Genomic DNA, 20,149 nt, shown 5'->3' on the forward strand with positions numbered 1-20,149 from the left:
TGGTCAGACCGGAAGGGTCAGCCCGAGTTTCTTCACCTTCGCGCCACCGCGGACCTCCCAGTCGCGCCGGGCCTCGGCGTTGGTACGGGTCCGCAGGCCCCAACTGACCGCGATCTCCGCCTTCTTGGAGGCCGGACTGCCGAAGACGTCCAGCGAGTGCGGCCACAGCCGGTCGACCGCCGCCTGCACCTGCTTCTTGCCTTCGCGGTCCTTGACCAGGCCGCGAACGATGCGGGCACCATGCGCGATGTGCACGCGCTCATCCTGGATGACGGTGCGGAAAGAGTCGGCCCAAGGGCGGTAGCTGCTCGCGGACATCTCCTTGAGCAGCTCCATCACGGCGTCCTCGATCAGCCAGGACACCACTCCGCGCTCGGCCCAGGTGGTGCTGTTGTGGAAGTCGGCCGTCAGAAAGAGCTTGCGCCGTTCCTCCAGCGTCTGGGTCGACATCTGTGTGGTGTCGATGCCCAGGTCCGACAGGACCGCGCTGGCCACCTTGAAGTGGTTGATCTCCTCGGCGGCACGCTCGCAGCAGACCTGCCGCTCCTCCGCGTTCGGCGCCAGCGGGTAGAAGACCCGGATGTAGTCGTCGGCCCCGGACAGCTCGCCCTCTGCGTGGATGAGCATCTGCCTCTTCGCCATGGACTGGTATTCCTCGGGCATGCCGAGGAATTCCTCGGGGGTGCGCACCACGATCACTTCGTCATCCGACGGCACCTTGGCCACCTTCACTCTCTCTGGCAGGGGAAGCGTCTCCAGGCGGGGCGGCTTCACCCTGTCATCGCGAGGTATTGCCCGTCTTGTAGAAATCGGCCGCCGTACGTGCCCTGCTCAGGCGGGGAGGAGGACGCTGGTGACCCGGCCGGCGATGCGGTCCACGCAGGCGGGCCCGGCGTTGCCCAGCGCCCGGTGGGCCAGGAACTCTGCGGGCGTCAGGCTGGTCATCGCCTTGAACTCGTGCTGGAAATGCGGCTGGTCGTGAAACCCGCAGGCCGAGGCTGTGGCCGTGGCCGATGCTCCGGTGGTGAGCAGGTGCAGCGCGTGCCGCAACCGGACCACGCGCGTGACGGCCATCGGGGACAGTCCGATCTGCTCCTGGAAGCGTCGTCGCAGCTGTCGTTCGCTCCAGCCGACCTCGGCGGCCACATTTCCGACGGGAAGGTGCCGTCGGCCGACGCAGAGCAGTTCCCAGGCCCGCAGCACCTGCGGGCAGACCACGGGCCCGGACGCGCAGGCGCGGGTCAGCACCCGGTCGAGGAGGGTGAACCGCTCGGCCCAGCCCGGGGCGGCGGCGAGCGCGTCGGCGAGGGCCCGGCCTCGGGCACCGAGGACCGCGTCCAGGTCGACCACGGACTCGGCGAGCTCGTGCATGTCGACGGCGAGGAAACGGAAGGCGGCCCAGGGGGTGAGGATCACCTGCATCCCGGAGGCCCGGCCATCGTGCTCCCCCAGTGCGGCGCGGGTGTGCAGACCCGCGACCAGCGAGGTGTACGGCGTACACGCGGGGTGCGCGGCGTCCGTAATACGCACCGGGCCCTCGAAGCCGATGACCAGCGTCACCATCCCTTGGGGCAGTTCCAGGCGGCGCTGCGGCCTCCTCAGGGCGATCCGAAATCCCCGGTAGCTGTGCACCCCCGGCCGTAATCGCTCGTCCGGCAAGGCCCGTGCGATCTCCCACTCACCTGACGGGCAGGACAAAAGCCTCACGTCGGTTCCCCCCTCCAACGGCATCCAACCGGGCTCCCGTCCCCTCCGGCCAGCGGAGAACAGGTCAGTCCGCGCGGAGCCCTCGACGAGGCACAGGAGATCGAGATCGAGGCCAACCGGGTCCTCGAAGGAGCGGACGCAGAAGCTGTTTCTGATCCCCAAACGCTCTCGAACCAGGGATTCAGCCGGAAGCGACCGGCAGCACGTCTGGCGACAGCGCCCCCGCCATCGACGCGGCACTCGTCATCCGCCGACGATGGTGGCGTCGGCACAGCACCTCGTACCCGACCTCCGCTGCCGACCCGGCCACGTCACCGACCACGACCTGCTCGCCCTCGACCACCATCTCCCCGCCAACCGTACGGGCATTGTGGGTGGCCCGCGCGCCGCACCAGCACATCGCCTCGACCTGCAAGGTCTCCACGCGGTCGGCGAGCTCGATCAGACGCTGGGAGCCGGGGAACAGCTTCGTACGGAAGTCGGTCGTGATGCCGAACGCGAAGACATCCAGTTCCAGGTCGTCGACGATGCGGGCCAGCTGGTCGATCTGATCGGGGGCCAGGAACTGCGCCTCGTCCACGATCACGTAGTCGACCTTGCCGCCCCGCGACAGCTGCTCCACCACGAACCCGTAGAGGTCGAGGCCTGGCCCCGCCTCAACCGCATCGGTCACCAGACCCAGTCGTGACGAGAGCTTGCCCTCCCCCGCACGGTCGTCACGCGTGAAGATCAACCCCTGCAACCCCCGCGTCGTTCGATTGTGTTCGATTTGGAGCGCCAGAGTACTCTTCCCGCAATCCATCGTGCCGGAGAAAAACACCAATTCGGACATCGGGAGAGCGTGACCTTTCGGGTCGTGGTCAGGTCGTGGTCAGGAGGACGGGACGAACCCGCGGGGCGGGCGGACCGCGGGCGGGTCAGGAGGAGCGGATCTCCAGCAGCGGGACGAGCTGCTCCGCCGGGGTCATCGAGCCGTGCATCCCGGTCAGCCCCGACTCGTTGGGCTCGTTCACGCTCGCGGTGATCGCCACCGTGTCGTGCGCCGCCGCGACGACGTCGCCGATCCGGCCCAGCACCCGCTCGTCGCACTCGCCCGGCGTCCCGAACCAGCCCAGCTCCAGGGCCTCCTCGCGGCTCGCGACCCAGAACCGGTCCCCGAGCACCTCGCGCCACACGGTCAGGACGTCGGCCTCGGCGCCCGGGACGGCGTACACGTGCCGGGCCCGCGGCTCACCGCCGAGGAGGGCGACCCCCGCGCCGAGCTCCCAGTCCTCGTCGAAGTCGATGCGCGCGTCCTCGTCGAAGGGGATGTCGACCATGCCGTGGTCGGCGGTGACGTACAGCGCGGTGCGCGGCGGGAGTTGCTCGGCCAGCCGCTGGACGAGCCGGTCGACGTACATGAGCTGGCCGCGCCAGGCGTCGGAGTCGACACCGTGGCGGTGGCCGGCGCCGTCGAGCTCGCTGTAGTACGTGTAGACCAGCGACCGCTCGCCCGCGGCGAGCTGCAGCGCGGCCAGGTCCATCCGCTCCTCGCCGGTCATCCGGCCGTGGAAGGTGCCGCCGCTGAGCGCGATCTTGGTCAGCGGGGTGGACTGGAAGGCGGGCGCGGACACCTGCGCGGTGTGCACCCCGGCCGCGTCGGCGAGCTGGAAGACGGTCGGGTACGGCTGCCAGACCTGCGGCGAGGTCCAGGGGTGCCAGCGCAGCTGGTTCATCAGCTCGCCGGTGGCGGGGTTGCGCACCGCGTACCCGGGCAGGCCGTGCCGGGCCGGGGGCAGTCCGGTGCCGACGGACGCCAGCGAGGTGGCCGTGGTGGCCGGGAAGCCCGAGGTCAGCGGGCGCCCGGTGGCACCGCGCGAGGTGCCGAGCAGCCCGGTGAGGAACGGGGCCTCGGCGGGGTGGGCCAGCAGCTGCTCCCAGCCCAGCCCGTCCACCAGGAAGACGCAGGTGCGGTCGGCCGGGGTCAGCTCGGAGATCGCCGCACTGAACCCGGGCACGCCCTGGTGCGCGGCGAGCGTGGGCAGCAGGTCGGCCAGCGAGCCGCTGCCGTACTGCGGGACGGGCGCCCCGGCGAGGTCCAGCAGCTCCGGCTCCTGCCAGTCCTGCGCCGCTGAGTACGCCATCAGCGGGCCGAGGAGGTCGCCGCGGTGGCCTCGGAGAGCGCCTGGGCGAAGAGGAGGGTCTGGCGGACCGCCTCCGGGCCGTCGCCGGCCTCGCTGACGCGCAGGCTCAGGTCGTCGGCGGTGGAGTTGCCGGTGTAGCCGTGGTCGGAGTCGCAGTTCGGGTCGCCGCAGGCGGCGGGCTCCAGGTCGATACGGGAGACCGCGCCCCACCCGATGGTGAGCACGACCTCGCGCGGCAGGGTGCCGGGGGTGTACGACTCGGGGTTGGCGACGACGCGGCTGAGCACCACGGAGGAGATGCCGGCGAGCTTGACCGACTCGGTGGAGGTGGTCGCGTACGGCGACGGGGAGCCGGCGTCGGCGGCCTGCTCGTCGGTGTGGCTCACGATGAAGCGGTTGCCGGTCAGGACCAGGACGGTGACGTGCCGGCGCACTTCGTTGGAGTCGAAGGTGGTCTCCTGGTGGACCAGGTACGACGAGATCGGCTCGCCGCCCACCGCGGCCTCCACGGCCTCGGCCACGAGGGCCGGGTAGTAGCCGCTGCGCTCGATCGCTGCGCGCAGCCCCTGGGTCGTCGTACCGGATTTCGCCATGAGGTCCATCCTAAGGCCCGTACGGGGCGCTCCGGCCTCGGCGTGCGACGCTCAGTAGCTGGGGAGCGTGCGCGGACCGAGGTCGGTGCGGGCCGGCGGGTGCGCGATGCGGACCGTGGCGCTCAGCACGGACAGGCCCTCACCGGCGACGACGACCGGTTCGAGGGACACCCCGACGACCTCGGGATGGTCGTCGACCAGCCGGGACAGCCGTAGGAGCAGGTCTTCGAGGGCGGGGGTGTCGACGGGGTCGCTGCCGCGCCAGCCGAACAGGAGCGGGGCGGTGCGGATGGAGCGGATGAGGTCGGCGGCGTCCCGTGCGGTGGCGGGGACGAGCCGGTGGGCGGTGTCGCCGAGCAGCTCGGAGGCGACACCGGCCAGCCCGAAGGAGAGGACGGCGCCGACGCCCGGGTCGATGACGGAGCGGACGACGGTGTCCACCCCGCGCGGGACCATCGGCTGGACGACGGGCAGCAGCTCGGCGGGCTTGCCGAGGGCCTCGGTCAGCTCCTCGTAGGACCGCCGCAGCTCGGCCTCGGTGGTCAGGTCCAGGCGTACGCCGCCCAGGTCGGCGCGGTGGCGCAGGTGCGGGGCGGTGGTCTTGAGGGCCACGGGATAGCCGAGCCGCGCGGCCGCGGCGGCGGCCGTGTCGGGGGTGGGCGCGGGCAGGGTGGGCACGACGGTGATCCCGTACCGGGCCAGGAGGCGGTGGGCGTCGGCGTCGTCGAGGGTGACGGTGTCCTCGGCGGCGACGTGCGCGAGCAGGGCGGCGAGCTGGGCGGCGGTGCCGCTCTCGTCGATGTCCTCGTACTCGGGGACGTGCCCGGCCTCGGCGTTGGCCCGCCGCCACTGCTCGTAGCGCACGGCCCGGGCGAGGGCGCCGACCGCGCGCTCGGGGGCGGGGAAGGTCGGGATGCGCAGCGGGTCACCGGCGGCGGGCGGGCGCGGGGCCCCGTCCGGTGCGGGATACCCGGCGTCGGCGGGGCCGGTCGGGGTGGCGGGCGCGGTCCCGTCGGCGGGCGCCGGTGAGGACCCGGGCGCGGCTGCGGCGCCCGGCGCGCGCCAGGAGCGGCTCCCGGCTTCCCCTCCTGCTCCGGCTCCGGCATCGGTCCCGGTTCCGCTCCCGGCGCCGGCATCGGGCCCGGCCACGGCTCCGGCATCGGGCCCGGCCGGGAGGGAGCCGCGGGCGGCGGAAAGGGCGGTCGCGAGCTCGGTCAGCTCGACGTGGACCACCACGACCGGCTTGCCCGGGACCTCCGCCAGCGCCGCGCGCAGCGCGTCCGCGAGGTCGTCGGCGAGCCCCGGCTCCCCCACCGAGGGGATGGCGGTGACCACCACGGCGTCGTTGGCGTCGTCGGCCAGCGCCCGGGTGAGGGCCGCGCGGAAGTCCGCGGGACCCGCCTCGGTCGTCAGGTCCAGCGGGCGGCGCGGGAGCAGCCCCTCCGACAGGCAGGCGTCGTACGTGAGAACCCCCAGCGACTCGGAGTTGCCGAGGATCGCGACCCGGGGTCCGGCGGGCAGCGGCTGGGACGCCAGCAGCAGGCCCGCGTCGACGAGCTCGGTGACCGTGTCGACGCGGATCACGCCGGCCTGGCTGAGCAGGTCGGAGACGGTCGCGTCGGGCAGCCGGGTGCCGGGGACGGCGTGCCCGGCCGGGGTGACACCGGTGTGGCGGCCGCCCTTGGCGACGACGACCGGCTTGACGGCGGCGGTGCGGCGGGCCAGGCGCGTGAACTTCCGCGGGTTGCCGAGGGTTTCGAGGTAGAGCAGGGCGACGTCGGTGACCGGGTCGTCGTACCAGTACTGGAGGATGTCGTTGCCGGAGACGTCCGCCCGGTTGCCGGCCGAGACGAAGGACGACAGGCCCTCGCCGCGCCGTACCAGCCCGGCGAGCAGGGCTATGCCGATGGCGCCGGACTGGGTGAACAGCCCGATACGGCCCTCGGCCGGCGCCGGGGCCGGGGCGAGGGAGGCGTTGAGGCTGACCCCGGGCGCCGTGTTGATCAGGCCGAAGGCGTTGGGGCCGACGATGCGCATGCCGTACGAGCGGGCCTGGCGGACGAGTTCGCGCTGGCGGGCCTGGCCCTCGGGGCCGCTCTCGCCGTACCCGGCCGAGAGCACCACCAGGCCCTGCACGCCGTGCTCGCCGGCGGCCGCGACCACCTCGGGGACCCGGTCGGCGGGGACGGCGACGACGGCGAGGTCGACGGGGGCGGCGATCTCGGCGAACGTGCGGTAGGCCCGTACGCCCTCCAGCAGATCGCCCGCCATACCGGGGGCGCGGGCTGCGTTGAGGGCGTAGAGGTCGCCGCGGAAGCCGCAGTCGCGCAGGTTGCGCAGGGCCGCGGCGCCGACCCCGGACCCGGTGCGGCTGACCCCGACGACCGCGACGGAGCGGGGGGCCAGCAGCCGCTGCACGGAGCGGGCCTCGGCGCGCTGCTCGCGGGCGCGCTGGACGGCGAGGGACTGCGCGGTGGGTTCGAGGTCGAGGGTGAGGTGGACCGCGCCGTCCTCGAAGCTGCGCCGCTGCTCGTAGCCGACGTCCTTGAAGACTTTGATCATCTTGGTGTTGGCGGGGAGCACCTCGGCGGCGAAGCGGCGGATGCCGCGCTCGCGGGCGACCGCGCCGATGTGTTCGAGGAGGGCGGAGGCGACACCGCGGCCCTGGTGGGCGTCCTGGACGAGGAAGGCGACCTCGGCCTCGTCGGCGGGCGCGGTGGCGGGGCGGCCGTCGGCGCCGATCCGGTCGTAGCGGACGGTGGCGATGAACTCGCCGCCGACGGTGGCGGCGAGGCCGACGCGGTCGACGTAGTCGTGGTGCGTGAAGCGGTGTACGTCGCGGTCCGACAGCCGGGGGTAGGGGGCGAAGAACCGGTAGTACTTGGACTCGTCGGAGACCTGCTCGTAGAAGCTGACCAGGCGGCCCGCGTCCTCGGGCGTGATGGGGCGGATACGGGCGGTGCCGCCGTCGCGCAGCACGACGTCCGCTTCCCAGTGGGCCGGGTACGAGGGGTCCGACGCGGTGGTCATGGGGCACACCCTAAGGCCGGACGGGCCGGATCTGCTCCCGCGCGGCGCGTACGACAAAGAGGAAGAAACGGGTGCAAGCTGGGGAAGGCCGAAGGCGGGACGTCCGGGCCGAAGGCCGGTCGGAGCATTCCGGGCGCCGTGAGAGACTGGTCTAGACAACCGCTGAAACCTGAAGGGCATCACCATGGCAGAGCGCCGCGTCAACGTCGGCTGGGCCGAGGGCCTGCACGCTCGTCCCGCCTCGATCTTCGTCCGTGCGGCCACGGCTTCCGGCGTCCCGGTGACCATCGCGAAGGCGGACGGCAACCCGGTCAACGCCGGTTCCATGCTCGCGGTGCTGGGCCTGGGCGCCCAGGGCGGCGAGGAGATCGTCCTGGCTTCGGACGCCGAGGGCGCGGAGATCGCGCTCGACCGCCTCGCGAAGCTGGTCGCCGAGGGTCTCGAGGAGCTCCCCGAGACCGTCTGACCCTTCGGGTTCGGCCCGCGTACGTGTGCGGCGGAGCCGCGGCGCCCGGAATGCCGGTGCCGCGGCTCCGCCGTTTCGCTTTCCCGGCCCGGCCGGCTTTCTCCCGGCTTTCTCCGGGCGCGCAGGAATTCCTGCGAATTCGCGCGGGCACGTAGGCGTATATCGACCCCGGCTGCGGCGGCCTCGATATCCGTCCTTTGTATACGTCCTTTGTTAAAGGCGGCCGCTCGCCGTGTTGACGGGATGTTGCGGAGTCCTCACACGCAGCCGGTGGGCCGCGGCCGCCCGGTCCGCGTGCAGGGCGGTCAGCGCCCGCGCCCGCTCGGCGTCGCCGCGGGCCACCGCGTCCACGATCGCACCGTGCTCCGCCCAGGACTCCGCGGGCCGCGCGGACGGCTCCACGGCGTACATCCAGGCGACCTTGTGGCGCAGCTGGGTCAGCAGGGCGATGAGCCCGGGGCTGCCGGAGGCCTGGACGAGCGTCTCGTGGAACCAGCCGCCCAGGGACCGCAGATCCTCCCCCTGGCCGCGCCTGGCCCGCTCCTGGCCGAGCCGGACCAGCCCGCGCAGCACCTTGAGGTGGGCCTCGGTGCGCCGCCGGGCGGCGCGGGAGGCCGCCAGCGGCTCCAGCAGCATCCGGACCTCCAGGAAGTCCGCCGCCTCCTGCTCGGTCGGCTCCGCGACACAGGCGCCGGCGTGCCGCCGGGTGGTGACGAAACCCTCGGACTGAAGGGTGCGCAGCGCCTCGCGGACCGGGACGCGGGAGACGCCGTACCGGCGGGCGAGCAGGTCCTCGGTGAGTCTGCCGCCGGGCTCGAATACACCGGAGACGATGTCGTCACGGATTGCGGTGCAGACCGCGTGCGCGGGAATACGCAATGCCGGACCTCCGCCCTGAGCCAACGTCATGACTGCGACTCTATGACAATGCGCCGCAGTTTCCGAGTGCGGAAGGAAAGTACGGCGCAATACGCGACGGAAATCGGAAAAGCGCGGCGGCGGGCCGGCCCCCGCGCCGGGGTGGCACGGCGCACGCGGCGCACGCAACGCGAAGACCCCGGCTCGGGGAGCCGGGGTCTTCGGGGAAACGATGGGCCGTGCGCGGCCGCAGGGTCAGACGCGGACGCCGTGCGAGCGCAGGTAGGCGACCGGGTCGATGTCCGAGCCGTAGCTGGCGCCGGTACGGGCCTCGAAGTGCAGGTGGGCGCCACTGGAGTTGCCCGTGTTGCCCGACAGGCCGATCTGCTGGCCCGGGGTGACCTGCTGGCCGGCCGAGACGCTCAGCGAGGACAGGTGGGCGTACTGGGTGTAGGTGCCGTCGTTGTGCTTGATGACGACGTTGTTGCCGTAGGCGCCGCCCCAGCCGGCCTCGACAATCACGCCCGCGCCGACCGCACGCACGGAGGTGCCGGAGGCCGCGTGGAAGTCGATGCCGGTGTGGCTGCCGGAGGACCACATGCCGCCGCCGGCCCCGTAGCTGGTGCTGACGTAGGAGTCGTCGAGCGGCGAGACGAAGGTGTTGAGGCGCTTGCGCTCCTCCTCGCGCTCCGCGCGCTCCTTGGCCTCGCGCTCGGCCTTCGCCTTGGCCTCGGCCAGGCGCTTGGCCTCGGCGGCCTTCTGCTTCGCGTCGGCCTCGGCCTGCGCCTTGGCGGCGGCGACCTCGGCGGCGTGCTGCTGGGAAGCGGCCTGGGTCTCGATGTCGCCCGCGAGCTCGTCCGCGACGACCACGTTGTTCAGGCCGGTGTCCTGCGGGACGGAGGAGTTGTTGTCCGCGGCGAAGGCCGGGGCGGCCAGCGTGCCGACGACACCCGTCGTGGCGAGGGCGGCGATCCCGGCGATGCCTGCGGTCTTGCGGCTCAGACGGCTGCCACCACGGTGCTTGCCGGTGGCACGGCTGGTGCTGCTGCCAAACGCCATGAAAAGGCTGATCCTTTCCTTCCTTCTCGCCTACCGGGTTAGCTGACGGGTTCGGAGCAGGAAGGTCTCCTACGGGCCCCCTCTGGCGAGGCGGTCCGATTCACCCCAGGGACTGATGTGGGTCCCCGGCTCCCCAGGCTCGCGCCTGACGGGGACTCGGCGATCGCTGCCCGGTGCCGCGGGTGCGGCGGACACAACTGACGGACAGCAAGCCCGACGCTAGGCGGATCATCAGCCGATCGCCAAACAGACGAGCGCTTTTGTTGCGTACGCCACACCGCATACGAGCAACCTCGCCACCAACCGGACATTGAGCACACAAGGGGCCCCGGCGGACAACCCGCCGGGGCCCCTTGGTGATACGGCGTCAGCCGCCGCGTCGGATGCCGCGTCAGTTGGTGACGACGGTGACCTCACCGATGCCGAGCGCGCGCACCGGCTCCTCGATCTGCGAGGCGTCCCCCACCAGGACCGTCACCAGCCGGTCCGCCGGGAAGGCGCTGACCACCGCGGAGGTCGCCTCCACGGTGCCGGTCTCGGCCAGCCGGGCGTACAACTGCGCCTGGTAGTCGTCGGGGAGCTGCTGCTCGACCTGGTCGGCGAGGGTGGCGGCGACCGAGGCGGCCGTCTCGAACTTCAGCGGGGCCACGCCCACCAGGTTCTGCACCGCCACGTCCCGCTCGGCGTCGGTCAGGCCGCCCTCCGCGAGGGTGCGCAGCACCTTCCACAGGTCGTCCAGCGCCGGGCCGGTGTTGGGGGTGTCCACGGAGCCGCTGATGGCCAGCATGGACGCGCCCGTGGCGCCGCCGGGCGAGGACGGCGCGGTGGAGCGCAGCACCTGGCCGAAGGAGCGCACGCCGTAGGTGTAGCCCTTCTCCTCGCGCAGCACCTTGTCCAGGCGCGAGGTGAGCGTGCCGCCCAGGCAGTACGTGCCGAGCAGCTGGGCCGCCCAGACGCGGTCGTGCCGGTCCGGCCCGATCCGGCCGATCAGCAGCTGCGTCTGGACCGCGCCGGGGCGGTCCACGATGACCACGCGGCCGGTGTCGTCGGCGGAGATCTGCGGGACCGGGCGGGCGGCGGCGGTGCCGCCGGTCCAGCCGCCCAGGGTGTCGGCGAGGACGGCGTCCAGGTCGGTGCCGGCGTAGTCGCCCACGATGACGGCGGTGGTCGTGGCGGGGCGGACGTGGGCCTCGTAGAAGGCGCGGACGGCCGCGGCGTCGATCCGGGCGACGGTCTCCTCGGTGCCCTGGCGCGGGCGGGACATCCGCAGGGCGGCCGGGAAGAGCTCCTTGGAGAGCTGCTTGGCGGCGCGGCGCTGCGGGTTGGCCAGCTCGTGCGGGATCTCGTCGAGGCGGTTGCGCACCAGGCGGTCCACCTCGCTGTCGGCGAAGGCGGGCGCGCGCAGCGCCTCGGCGAGCAGGCCGAGCGCCTTGGGCAGCCGGGAGGCCGGGACCTCCAGGGAGACCCGGACGCCCGGGTGGTCGGCGTGCGCGTCGAGGGTGGCGCCGCAGCGCTCCAGCTCGGCGGCGAACTCCTCGGCGGAGTGCTTGTCGGTGCCCTCGGACAGCGCGCGGGCCATGATCGTGGCCACGCCGTCCAGGCCCTCGGGCTCGGCGTCCAGCGGGGCGTCGAGGATGATCTCGACGGCCACCACCTGCTGGCCGGGCCGGTGGCAGCGCAGCACGGTCAGGCCGTTGTCCAGCGCGCCGCGCTCGGGCGCGGGGAAGGCCCACGGCCTGGCCTCGCCGGCGGCGGGCTGCGGGTGGAAGGTCATCGTCACTGCGGGCTCGGCGGTCACTGCTGCGCCCCCTCGTTCTCGTCGTTCTCGTCGGCCGCGGCGTCCTCGGCCGCCAGCGGCTCGTACACCAGCACCGCGCGGTTGTCGGGGCGCAGCCGGGCGGCGGCCACGGCCTGCACCTCCTCGGCGGTGATGTCCAGGACCCGCTGGACGGCGGTCAGCGCCAGCTGCGGGTCGCCGAACAGCACCGCGAACCGGCACAGTTCGTCGGCGCGGCCGGCCACCGTGCTCAGCCGGTCCAGCCACTCGCGCTCCAGCTGCGCCTGGGCGCGCTCCATCTCCTCGGCCGTCGGGCCCTCGGCGGCGAACCGCGCGAGCTCCTCGTCCACGGCCGCCTCGATGGCGGGCACCTCGACGCCGCCGGAGGTCTTCACGTCCAGCCAGCCCAGGGAGGGCGCGCCGGCCAGCCGCAGCATGCCGAAGCCCGCCGCGACGGCGCTCTGGTCGCGCCGGACCAGCCGGTTGTGCAGGCGGGAGGACTCGCCGCCGCCCAGGATGGTCAGCGCCACGTCCGCCGCGTCGCACTCGCGGGTGCCGTCGTGCGGCAGCCGGTAGGCGGCCATCAGCGCGCGGGCCGGGACCTCTTCGACGATCTCGTGGCGCAGCTGCTCGCCGATGATGTCGGGAAGCGTCCCGTCGCGCGGCGGCTGCTTGCCGTCGTGGGAGGGGATCGTGCCGAAGTACTTCTCGATCCAGGCCAGCGTCTGCTCGGGATCGATGTCGCCGACGACCGACAGCACCGCGTTGTTCGGCGCGTAGTACGTACGGAAGAAGGCGCGCGCGTCCTCCAGGGAGGCGGCGTCCAGGTCGGCCATCGAGCCGATCGGCGTGTGGTGGTACGGGTGGCCCTCGGGGTAGGCCAGGGCCGTCAGGCGCTCGAAGGCCGTGCCGTAGGGCACGTTGTCGTAGCGCTGGCGGCGCTCGTTCTTGACGACGTCGCGCTGGTTCTCCATGGACTCGTCGTCCAGGGCGGCCAGCAGCGAGCCCATCCGGTCCGCCTCCAGCCACAGCGCGAGCTCCAGCTGGTGGGCGGGCATGGTCTCGAAGTAGTTGGTGCGCTCGAAGCTGGTGGTGCCGTTGAGGGAGCCGCCGGCGCCCTGGACCAGCTCGAAGTGACCGTTGCCCGGTACGCTCGCCGAGCCCTGGAACATCAGGTGCTCGAAGAGGTGAGCCAGACCCGTGCGTCCCTTGACTTCGTGGCGCGAGCCGACGTCGTACCAGAGGCAGACCGCCGCGACCGGGGTCAGGTGGTCCTCGGAGAGCACCACGCGCAGGCCGTTGGCCAGCCGGTGCTCGGTCGCTGTCAGGCCGCCGGAGCCGGCCTGAGCTGTGGCCGTGTGACCCATGGGCATGTGGTCCCTTCGATCGATCGCGATGCAGAGATTTCTGTCAGACCTGTCACTGTATGCAAGCGCGTCGGCCGCCGGAGAAGTTCCCGGGTCACTCCCCCCCCGGGGGGCTGTCCCGGGTCGGGGTCGGCGCTGTCAGTGCCTCGGGCCACAATGGTCCGCGTCAGACCCCCATCTTGGTTTAAGGAGCCGCGCAGCGATGGCCCGCCGCAGCACGAAGACCCCGCCGCCGGAGGATTTCGAGGAGAAGATCCTCGACATCGACGTCGTCGACGAAATGCAGGGCTCCTTCCTCGAGTACGCGTACTCGGTGATCTACTCCCGTGCCCTGCCGGACGCCCGGGACGGCATGAAGCCGGTGCACCGCCGGATCGTGTACCAGATGAACGAGATGGGGCTGCGCCCCGACCGCGGGTACGTGAAGTGCGCGCGCGTCGTCGGCGAGGTCATGGGCAAGCTGCACCCGCACGGTGACGCGTCGATCTACGACGCGCTCGTGCGCATGGCCCAGCCCTTCTCGATGCGCCTGCCGCTGGTCGACGGCCACGGCAACTTCGGCTCGCTCGGCAACGACGACCCGCCGGCCGCCATGCGCTACACCGAGTGCCGGATGGCGGACGCCACCTCGCTGATGACGGAGTCGATCGACGAGGACACCGTCGACTTCACCCCGAACTACGACGGCCAGGAGCGCGAGCCGGTCGCGCTGCCGGCGGCGTATCCGAACCTGCTGGTCAACGGCGCGTCCGGGATCGCGGTCGGCATGGCCACCAACATGCCCCCGCACAACCTGGGCGAGGTCATCGCGGCCGCCCGGCACCTGATCCGGCACCCGAACGCGGACCTGGAGGCGCTGATGCGCTTCGTCCCGGGTCCGGACCTGCCGACCGGCGGCCGCATCGTGGGCCTGTCGGGGATCAAGGACGCGTACGAGTCCGGCCGCGGCACCTTCAAGATCCGCGCGACGGCGACGGTGGAGGACGTCACCGCGCGCCGCAAGGGCCTGGTCGTCACCGAGCTGCCCTTCACGGTGGGCCCCGAGAAGGTCATCGCGAAGATCAAGGACCTGGTCGGCTCGAAGAAGCTCCAGGGCATCGCGGACGTCAAGGACCTCACCGACCGCTCGCACGGCCTGCGCCTGGTCATCGAGATCAAGAACGGCTTCCACCCGGAGGCCGTGCTGGAGCAGCTGTACAAGCTGACGCCGATGGAGGAGTCCTTCGGCATCAACAACGTGGCGCTGGTCGACGGCCAGCCGCTCACGCTGGGCCTGAAGGAGCTGCTGGAGGTCTACCTCGACCACCGCTTCGAGGTCGTCCGGCGGCGCAGCGAGTTCCGCCGCGGCAAGCGCCGGGACCGGCTGCACCTGGTCGAGGGCCTGCTGGTGGCGCTCGTCGACATCGACGAGGTCATCCGTCTGATCCGCTCCAGCGACAACTCGGCGCAGGCCAAGGAGCGCCTGATCGAGCACTTCTCGCTGAGCGAGGTCCAGACCCAGTACATCCTGGACACCCCGCTGCGCCGGCTCACGAAGTTCGACCGGATCGAGCTGGAGTCCGAGCGCGACCGCCTGACCGGCGAGATCGACGAGCTGACGGGCATCCTGGAGTCGGACAACGAGCTGCGCAAGCTGGTCAGCTCCGAACTGGCGGCGGTGGCGAAGAAGTTCGGCACGGAGCGGCGTACGGTGCTGCTGGAGTCGGCGGGCGCGAGCCTGGCCGCCGTCCCGCTGGAGGTCGCCGACGACCCGTGCCGGGTGCTGCTGTCCTCGACCGGCCTGCTGGCGCGTACGGTGACGGCCGAGCCGCTGCCCGCGGGCGACGGGCGGCGCGCCAAGCACGACGTGATCGTCTCGCAGGTCGCCGCGACCGCGCGGGCGGACGTCGGTGTGGTCACCTCGGCCGGCCGGCTGCTGCGCCTGTCGGTGATCGACCTGCCGCAGCTGCCGGACACGCACGCCGCGCCGAACCTGGCGGGCGGCGCCCAGATCACCGAGTTCCTCTCCGCCCTGGAGCCGGACGAGAAGGTGATCTGCCTGACCTCGCTGGACGAGACGACCTCGCAGGGCCTGGCGCTGGGCACCGAGCAGGGCGTGGTCAAGCGGGTCGTGCCGGACTACCCGGCCAACAAGGAGGAGCTGGAGGTCATCACCCTCAAGGAGGGCGACCGGATCGTCGGCGCGGTCGAGCTGCGCACGGGCGAGGAGGACCTGGTCTTCCTCACGGACGACGCCCAGCTGCTGCGCTACCCGGCGGGCCAGGTCCGTCCGCAGGGCCGCCCGGCGGGCGGTATGGCGGGCATCAAGCTCTCCGAGGGCGCCAAGGTGATCCACTTCTCGGCCGTCGACCCGGCCGCGGAGGCGTACGTCTTCAGCGTCGCCGGTTCGCACGGCACCCTGGACGACTCGGTGGCCACCGCCAAGCTCACCCCGTTCGACCAGTACCCGCGCAAGGGCCGCGCCACCGGTGGCGTGCGCTGCCAGCGCTTCCTCAAGGGCGAGGACCTGCTCACCTTCGCGTGGGCCGGCGCCGCGCCCGTCCGCGCGGCCACGGCGAACGGCACCCCGGTGGAGCTGCCGGAGCCGGACCCGCGCCGCGACGGCTCGGGCACGGCCCTGCCGGTGGCGGTCGCGGTGATCGCGGGCGCCCCGCTGTAGGCGGTCGCACGACGCGGAGAAAGGCGTTCGGGTGGTACGCCCATTGGGGGACGTACCACCTGAATGCCCACTAGTGTTTTCCCCGTGGACGCGGTGGGGGGAGAACGCAGCTGATGAGTCGTCGAGCGGGCAGCGGACTGATCGGGAACTGGGCGGAGGCGCAGCGCCGCCAGCAGCAGACGCAGGTGATCCAGCAGCGGGAGGCGGACCGCCGGCAGCGGGCCTACGAACGGGAGGCGAACCGCAGCCACCGGCAGTACCGCGAGGCCGAGGCCCAGCGCCGCACCGCGCAGCTCGACGCCGAGGTCGCCGCCCTCAAGGGCCTGCTGGTCGCCGGCTGCCGCACCCCGGCGTTCCGGATATCCGCCCTGGCCCGGCCCGAGCAGCTGGAACCCTTCAGCCCCGGCGCGCTGGCCCACCCCGTACCCATGCCCCGCATCGAGGAGTTCCAGCAGAGCAGCGGCTGGACCCTCGGCTCGCAGCACCGGGCGCAGGCGGAGCGCGAGGCGCACGCCCGCTACACGCAGGCGTGGCAGGCCGCGAGCGCGGCCGAGGCACAGCGCCAGCGGCACCTGGCCGACTACCGGCAGCAGTACGACCGGTGGGCGGCGGAGCAGCTCTCCGGGGTGCGGGCGCACAACAGCGGACTCGCCGAGCTGGCGACGGCACTGCGCGCCGGGGACGCGGAGGCGGCGGTGGAGTACTTCTCGGCCGCCCTGTACGCCTCCACGGCCTGGCCCGAGACGCTGCCGCGCCAGGTGGGCGCGGCGTACGACCCGGCCGCGCGCCAGCTGGTGCTGGACTGGGAGCTCCCCGGGTACGCGGTGGTCCCGGAGGCCAAGGCGGTGCAGTACCTGCCGAGCACGGACCAGGACAAGGTGAAGCCGCGCCCGGTGACGGAGCGCCGCTCGCTGTACCGGGACCTGCTGGCGCAGGTGATGCTGCTGGTGGTGCGCGAGCTGTTCGCGGCGGACGAGTTCGGTGTCCTGGACTCGGTCGTGGTCAACGGTTTCGTGGACTGCCACGATCCGGTGACCGGGCAGGAGGCGCGGTTCGTGCTGGCCACGGTGCCGGCGGCGCGCGGCGCCTTCGCGGGGATGCGGCTGGAGCAGGTCAGCGCGGTGGACTGCCTGGTCGAGGGGCTGCGCGGGCAGCTGTCCGCGCGGCCCGACCAGCTGACGCCGGTACGTCCCGGGCGGCGGCCCGACGAGGTCGGCGGCGGGGTCGTCCGCCACGGCGGGCACGCGGACGGCGCGGAGGACGAGCCGGACCTGTTCGCCATGGACCCGATCGATTTCGAGCACCTGGTCGCGGACCTCTTCCGGGCGATGGGCATGGAGGCGGTGACCACGCAGCGGTCGGGCGACGGCGGCGTGGACATCGAGGCCCGTGACCCGGCCCCGCTGCGGGGCGGGCGGATCGTGGTGCAGGTCAAGCGCTACCGCAGCCGGCTCAACCCCGACGTGGTCCGCGAGCTGTACGGCACGGTCCAGGCCACGGGGGCGAACAAGGGCGTGCTGGTCACCACCGCCTCCTTCGGCCAGGGGTCCTACGACTTCGCCGAGGGCAAGCCGCTGGAGCTGGTCTCCGGCGTCCAGCTCGTGGAACTGCTGCACCAGTACGGGCTGCGCGGCCGCCTGGGAGGCGGCGCTGCGGCGCCTCGGACGTCCGGCGGCGCCGCCCCGCCCGCGGACCACAACGTGCTCGGCATGTCCTGGTCGGGCCGGGTCGCGCTGGACGTGTGCGCGCTGGTCTGCACGGGCAACCGGGTGCTGAGCGAGGACCACTTCGTCTTCTACAACAACCCCCGCACCCCGGACGGTTCGGTGCGTGCCCGGGCGCACACGGCGCCCGACCGGGCCGCGCTGGAGGTCGCGTTCGAGGCGCTGCCGCCGGAGTCGGACCGCCTCGTCCTGGTGGCCGCCGTCGACCCGGAGGCCGATCCGCACGCCGATCTGGCCGGGTTCACCGACGCCCGGATCCGGCTCCTGGACGCGGCCGGGGCGGAGGCGGGCGAGCTGGAGGTCTCCGACGGCCGGGCCGGTGAGACGGCGCTGGTGCTCGGCTCGTTCCGGCGCCGGGCCAACGGCGACTGGGACTTCGTGATCGGCGGCAAGGGCTACCGGGGCGGGCTGGCGGACCTGCTGGGCGACTTCGGCGTCGACGTGGCGTAGGCCCTGTCGGGGGTCCTCCGCCGCCGGTGTCGCGGAGCCGTCCTGCCCGGTGGACGCCGGCGGCGGTGCCATGATGCACGGATGGGTCGCCAGGTGAGTGCGCGGTTGCCGGAGCGGGTCGCCGCCGTCCTCGGCCGGCTCGCGGCCCCGGGCGGGCAGGACGGCTTCCAGGTGGCGGCGTACGTGGACGGCGAACGGGTCGTCGACGCCCACGCGGGGCTGCCGGGTCCGGACACCCTGGTGCACAGCTTCTCCACCGGCAAGGGGTTCACGGCGACCCTGGTCCATGTGCTCGCCGAGCGCGGCCTGATCGACTACGACGTCCCGATCGCGCACTACTGGCCCGAGTTCGGCGCCCGCGGCAAGGAGCGGGCCACCGTACGCCACGCCCTGACGCACACGGTCGGCGTACCGCAGGTGCCGGCCGGCCTGACCCGCGCCGAGCTGTGCGACTGGGACACCATGTGCGCGGTCGTCGCCGGCCAGGAACCGCTGTGGGAGCCGGGCACGGCCAGCGGCTACCACGGCTGGACCTTCGGCTGGATCCTGGGCGAGACCGTGCGCCGGGTCACCGGCCTGACACCGGGCCAGGCCCTGCGCCGGTACGTGGCCGAACCGCTCGGGGTGGCCGACGAGATGTTCTTCGGCCTGCCCGAGGAGGCGCTGGCCCGCGGCGCGGCGCTGGTGGAGGGCAACTGGGCGGCGTACCTGGCGGCCCTGCCGCCCTCGGTGCCCTTCCGCCGGCTGGTCGTGCCCAACCCGGACGTGTGGACCACCGCCGAGCTCGCCAACCAACGGGCCTATCTGCTGGCCGACCTGCCGGCCTGCGGCACCACGACGGCGCGGGCCGCCGCGCGCATGTACGCCGCGCTGCTCGGCGAGGTCGACGGGGTGCGGCTGCTCTCCCCGGAGCGGGTGGCGCTGGCGGCCGGGGTGGCCGTCGAGGGCAAGGACCGGATGCTGCTGGCCCGGCACGCCAAGGGGCTCGGCTACTTCCTCGCGCTGCCGGCCATGGCGGGTGAGCGGTCCGCGTTCGGCCATCACGGCAGCGGGGGCAGCATCGCGTTCGCCGACCGGGGGCGCGGGCTGGCGTTCGCCCTGACCCGGACGCGGCTGGTCGGCGGCGCGGCGGACACGGCGGCGCGGCTGCTGGCCGACGAGGTCCGGGCCGGGATCGGCTAGACCGGGTCGGGCTCCAGGTCGGGCTCCGGGTCGGCCACCTGGTCCGCGGCCGGGTCCTGGTCGCGCGGGCCGACGTACCGCAGGACGCCCCACATGGTGGCGGGGTCGGCGGTCTCGGGGCGCGGGTCACGGCAGGCGGCCAGCTCGTCGAGGAGCGCGGCGCCGTCGGTGCCGGCGCCGATGAGGACGAGCTGGGTGCGGCGGGGTTCGTCGCGGCCCCAGGGCTGGGGGGTGAAGCGGAGGAACCGGCCCACGGCGTGGACCTCGTACTTCTCCTCGTGGCCGGGGACGCCGAAGTACACGTATCCCTTGATCCGGTAGAGGCCGGCCGGCCGGCGGTCGAGGAAGTCGATGAAGGGGCGCGGGCCGAGGGCCTCGTCGGAGACGAATTCGGTGCTCTCGTACAGCGTGTGCGCGTGCCCGGCGTGGCACCCGTGGTCCCCGTGTCCGCTGTGGCCCTCGTGGTCCCCGTGTCCGCTGTGGCCCTCGTGGTCGTCCGCCTCCGCGAGCAGGTCCTCGAAGGAGAGCTGGCCGCGGGTCTCGGTCCACTCCCGGCGGTCGAAGAGGAGTTCCGGGTCGATCCGGCCGTGGTCGGCCGGGACCACCGGAATGCCCGGGCACAGGCCCGCCAGGACGCCCTCGATCCGCGCGACCTCGCCCGCCCCGACCCGGTCGGTCTTGTTGAGGACGACCAGGTCGGCGACGGCGAGGTGCCGGTCGGTCTCGGGGTGCCGCTCCCGCGTGGCGTCGAACTCGGCGGCGTCGACCACCTCGACCATGCCGCCGTAACGGACGGCGGTGTTCTCGGTGGCCATCAGCATACGGACCAGCTCCTGCGGCTCGGCCAGTCCGCTCGCCTCGATGACGATGACGTCGATCCGGTGGGCGGGACGGGAGAGCTTCTCCAGGTAGACGTCGAGCTCACTGCCGTCGACGGCGCAGCACAGGCAGCCGCCGCCGAGCGAGACCATCGAGTCGCCGAGCTGCCCGGCGACCTTCATCGCGTCGATCTCGATCGAGCCGAAGTCGTTGACCACCACCCCGATCCGGGTGCCCCGGCTGCTCCTGAGCAGGTGGTTGAGGAGGGTGGTCTTCCCGGATCCGAGGAATCCGGCGAGGACGACGACGGGGATGGGCTGCCTGCTGTTCACCCG

At 73.0% G+C, this 20,149-nt stretch carries 15 protein-coding genes and 1 riboswitch; of the genes, 4 read left to right on the top strand and 11 right to left on the bottom strand.

All coding sequences use genetic code 11. From position 1 onward, the window contains the following. Window positions 1-3 precede the first annotated feature (3 nt). The 6 genes from ACIPXB_RS18795 to ACIPXB_RS18820 all read right to left on the bottom strand — a co-directional run bounded on the left by ACIPXB_RS18795 (window position 4) and on the right by ACIPXB_RS18820 (window position 7,453). Complete coding sequence (locus ACIPXB_RS18795) at window positions 4-717, bottom strand: Phenylacetic acid catabolic protein (protein ID WP_401451020.1); 714 nt, start codon at window positions 715-717, stop codon at window positions 4-6. Between the two features lie 114 nt (window positions 718-831). After that, window positions 832-1,707, bottom strand: a complete 876-nt coding sequence (locus ACIPXB_RS18800) for a helix-turn-helix domain-containing protein (RefSeq protein WP_401451022.1) — start codon at window positions 1,705-1,707, stop codon at window positions 832-834. Between the two features lie 181 nt (window positions 1,708-1,888). Beyond that, window positions 1,889-2,539 carry a thymidine kinase gene (locus tag ACIPXB_RS18805; protein WP_401451025.1) on the bottom strand — a complete coding sequence of 217 codons (651 nt, stop codon included), beginning with the start codon at window positions 2,537-2,539 and terminating at the stop codon, window positions 1,889-1,891. 85 nt (window positions 2,540-2,624) lie between these two features. Further along, window positions 2,625-3,830: an alkaline phosphatase family protein gene (locus ACIPXB_RS18810; protein ID WP_401451028.1), complete on the bottom strand. Its 1,206-nt coding sequence runs from the start codon at window positions 3,828-3,830 to the stop codon at window positions 2,625-2,627. Further along, window positions 3,830-4,423 carry a DUF5998 family protein gene (locus tag ACIPXB_RS18815; RefSeq protein ID WP_401451030.1) on the bottom strand — a complete coding sequence of 198 codons (594 nt, stop codon included), beginning with the start codon at window positions 4,421-4,423 and terminating at the stop codon, window positions 3,830-3,832. Before ACIPXB_RS18815 ends, ACIPXB_RS18810 begins: the two co-directional genes overlap by 1 nt. Window positions 4,424-4,474: 51 nt before the next feature. Continuing rightward, window positions 4,475-7,453 (bottom strand): GNAT family N-acetyltransferase, encoded by a 2,979-nt coding sequence (locus ACIPXB_RS18820; RefSeq protein ID WP_401451032.1) that lies wholly within the window; start codon window positions 7,451-7,453, stop codon window positions 4,475-4,477. 184 nt (window positions 7,454-7,637) lie between these two features. Here ACIPXB_RS18820 and ACIPXB_RS18825 point away from each other — a divergent pair, with 184 nt between their 5' ends. Beyond that, window positions 7,638-7,919: an HPr family phosphocarrier protein gene (locus tag ACIPXB_RS18825; protein WP_401451035.1), complete on the top strand. Its 282-nt coding sequence runs from the start codon at window positions 7,638-7,640 to the stop codon at window positions 7,917-7,919. Window positions 7,920-8,132: 213 nt separating this feature from the next. Here ACIPXB_RS18825 and ACIPXB_RS18830 read toward each other — a convergent pair whose 3' ends face one another. The 4 genes from ACIPXB_RS18830 to ACIPXB_RS18845 all read right to left on the bottom strand — a co-directional run bounded on the left by ACIPXB_RS18830 (window position 8,133) and on the right by ACIPXB_RS18845 (window position 12,980). Beyond that, window positions 8,133-8,798: a GntR family transcriptional regulator gene (locus tag ACIPXB_RS18830; protein WP_401451254.1), complete on the bottom strand. Its 666-nt coding sequence runs from the start codon at window positions 8,796-8,798 to the stop codon at window positions 8,133-8,135. Window positions 8,799-9,032: 234 nt separating this feature from the next. Beyond that, window positions 9,033-9,836, bottom strand: a complete 804-nt coding sequence (locus ACIPXB_RS18835) for a M23 family metallopeptidase (RefSeq protein ID WP_401451037.1) — start codon at window positions 9,834-9,836, stop codon at window positions 9,033-9,035. A 13-nt stretch (window positions 9,837-9,849) separates the two neighbouring features. Further along, a riboswitch (cyclic di-AMP (ydaO/yuaA leader) is annotated at window positions 9,850-10,008 on the bottom strand. A 219-nt stretch (window positions 10,009-10,227) separates the two neighbouring features. Then, entirely contained in the window at window positions 10,228-11,610 is a 1,383-nt protein-coding gene (locus ACIPXB_RS18840) for a M16 family metallopeptidase (RefSeq protein WP_401451257.1), read from the bottom strand. Window positions 11,611-11,630: 20 nt separating this feature from the next. Further along, window positions 11,631-12,980: a M16 family metallopeptidase gene (locus tag ACIPXB_RS18845; RefSeq protein ID WP_401451040.1), complete on the bottom strand. Its 1,350-nt coding sequence runs from the start codon at window positions 12,978-12,980 to the stop codon at window positions 11,631-11,633. A 202-nt stretch (window positions 12,981-13,182) separates the two neighbouring features. Between ACIPXB_RS18845 and ACIPXB_RS18850 the strand changes: the two genes are divergently transcribed. The 3 genes from ACIPXB_RS18850 to ACIPXB_RS18860 all read left to right on the top strand — a co-directional run bounded on the left by ACIPXB_RS18850 (window position 13,183) and on the right by ACIPXB_RS18860 (window position 18,995). Then, a complete protein-coding gene (locus ACIPXB_RS18850) occupies window positions 13,183-15,639 on the top strand; it encodes a DNA topoisomerase (ATP-hydrolyzing) subunit A (RefSeq protein WP_401451043.1) in 2,457 nt (818 codons plus the stop codon). A 113-nt stretch (window positions 15,640-15,752) separates the two neighbouring features. Continuing rightward, on the top strand, window positions 15,753-17,813 hold the full coding sequence (locus ACIPXB_RS18855; protein ID WP_401451046.1) for a restriction endonuclease: 2,061 nt from the start codon (window positions 15,753-15,755) through the stop codon (window positions 17,811-17,813). An 81-nt stretch (window positions 17,814-17,894) separates the two neighbouring features. After that, on the top strand, window positions 17,895-18,995 hold the full coding sequence (locus ACIPXB_RS18860; RefSeq protein WP_401451049.1) for a serine hydrolase domain-containing protein: 1,101 nt from the start codon (window positions 17,895-17,897) through the stop codon (window positions 18,993-18,995). Here ACIPXB_RS18860 and ACIPXB_RS18865 read toward each other — a convergent pair. Further along, a complete protein-coding gene (locus tag ACIPXB_RS18865; protein ID WP_401451051.1) occupies window positions 18,992-20,146 on the bottom strand; it encodes a CobW family GTP-binding protein in 1,155 nt (384 codons plus the stop codon). The genes ACIPXB_RS18860 and ACIPXB_RS18865 overlap by 4 nt on opposite strands. Window positions 20,147-20,149 lie beyond the last annotated feature (3 nt).

The organism is Streptomyces sp. NPDC090022 (assembly GCF_044748145.1).
In the GTDB taxonomy this organism is placed as follows: Bacteria; Actinomycetota; Actinomycetes; order Streptomycetales; family Streptomycetaceae; genus Streptomyces.

Bases quoted from the DNA above. Each gene is read 5' to 3' on its own strand.
- ACIPXB_RS18845 (WP_401451040.1), bottom strand. From the start codon at position 12,980: ATGGGTCACACGGCCACAGCTCAGGCCGGCTCCGGCGGCCTGACAGCG.
- ACIPXB_RS18850 (WP_401451043.1), top strand. From the start codon at position 13,183: ATGGCCCGCCGCAGCACGAAGACCCCGCCGCCGGAGGATTTCGAGGAG.
- ACIPXB_RS18835 (WP_401451037.1), bottom strand. From the start codon at position 9,836: ATGGCGTTTGGCAGCAGCACCAGCCGTGCCACCGGCAAGCACCGTGGT.
- ACIPXB_RS18860 (WP_401451049.1), top strand. From the start codon at position 17,895: ATGGGTCGCCAGGTGAGTGCGCGGTTGCCGGAGCGGGTCGCCGCCGTC.
- ACIPXB_RS18815 (WP_401451030.1), bottom strand. From the start codon at position 4,423: ATGGCGAAATCCGGTACGACGACCCAGGGGCTGCGCGCAGCGATCGAG.
- ACIPXB_RS18805 (WP_401451025.1), bottom strand. From the start codon at position 2,539: ATGTCCGAATTGGTGTTTTTCTCCGGCACGATGGATTGCGGGAAGAGT.
- ACIPXB_RS18825 (WP_401451035.1), top strand. From the start codon at position 7,638: ATGGCAGAGCGCCGCGTCAACGTCGGCTGGGCCGAGGGCCTGCACGCT.
- ACIPXB_RS18840 (WP_401451257.1), bottom strand. From the start codon at position 11,610: ATGACCTTCCACCCGCAGCCCGCCGCCGGCGAGGCCAGGCCGTGGGCC.
- ACIPXB_RS18820 (WP_401451032.1), bottom strand. From the start codon at position 7,453: ATGACCACCGCGTCGGACCCCTCGTACCCGGCCCACTGGGAAGCGGAC.
- ACIPXB_RS18810 (WP_401451028.1), bottom strand. From the start codon at position 3,830: ATGGCGTACTCAGCGGCGCAGGACTGGCAGGAGCCGGAGCTGCTGGAC.
- ACIPXB_RS18855 (WP_401451046.1), top strand. From the start codon at position 15,753: ATGAGTCGTCGAGCGGGCAGCGGACTGATCGGGAACTGGGCGGAGGCG.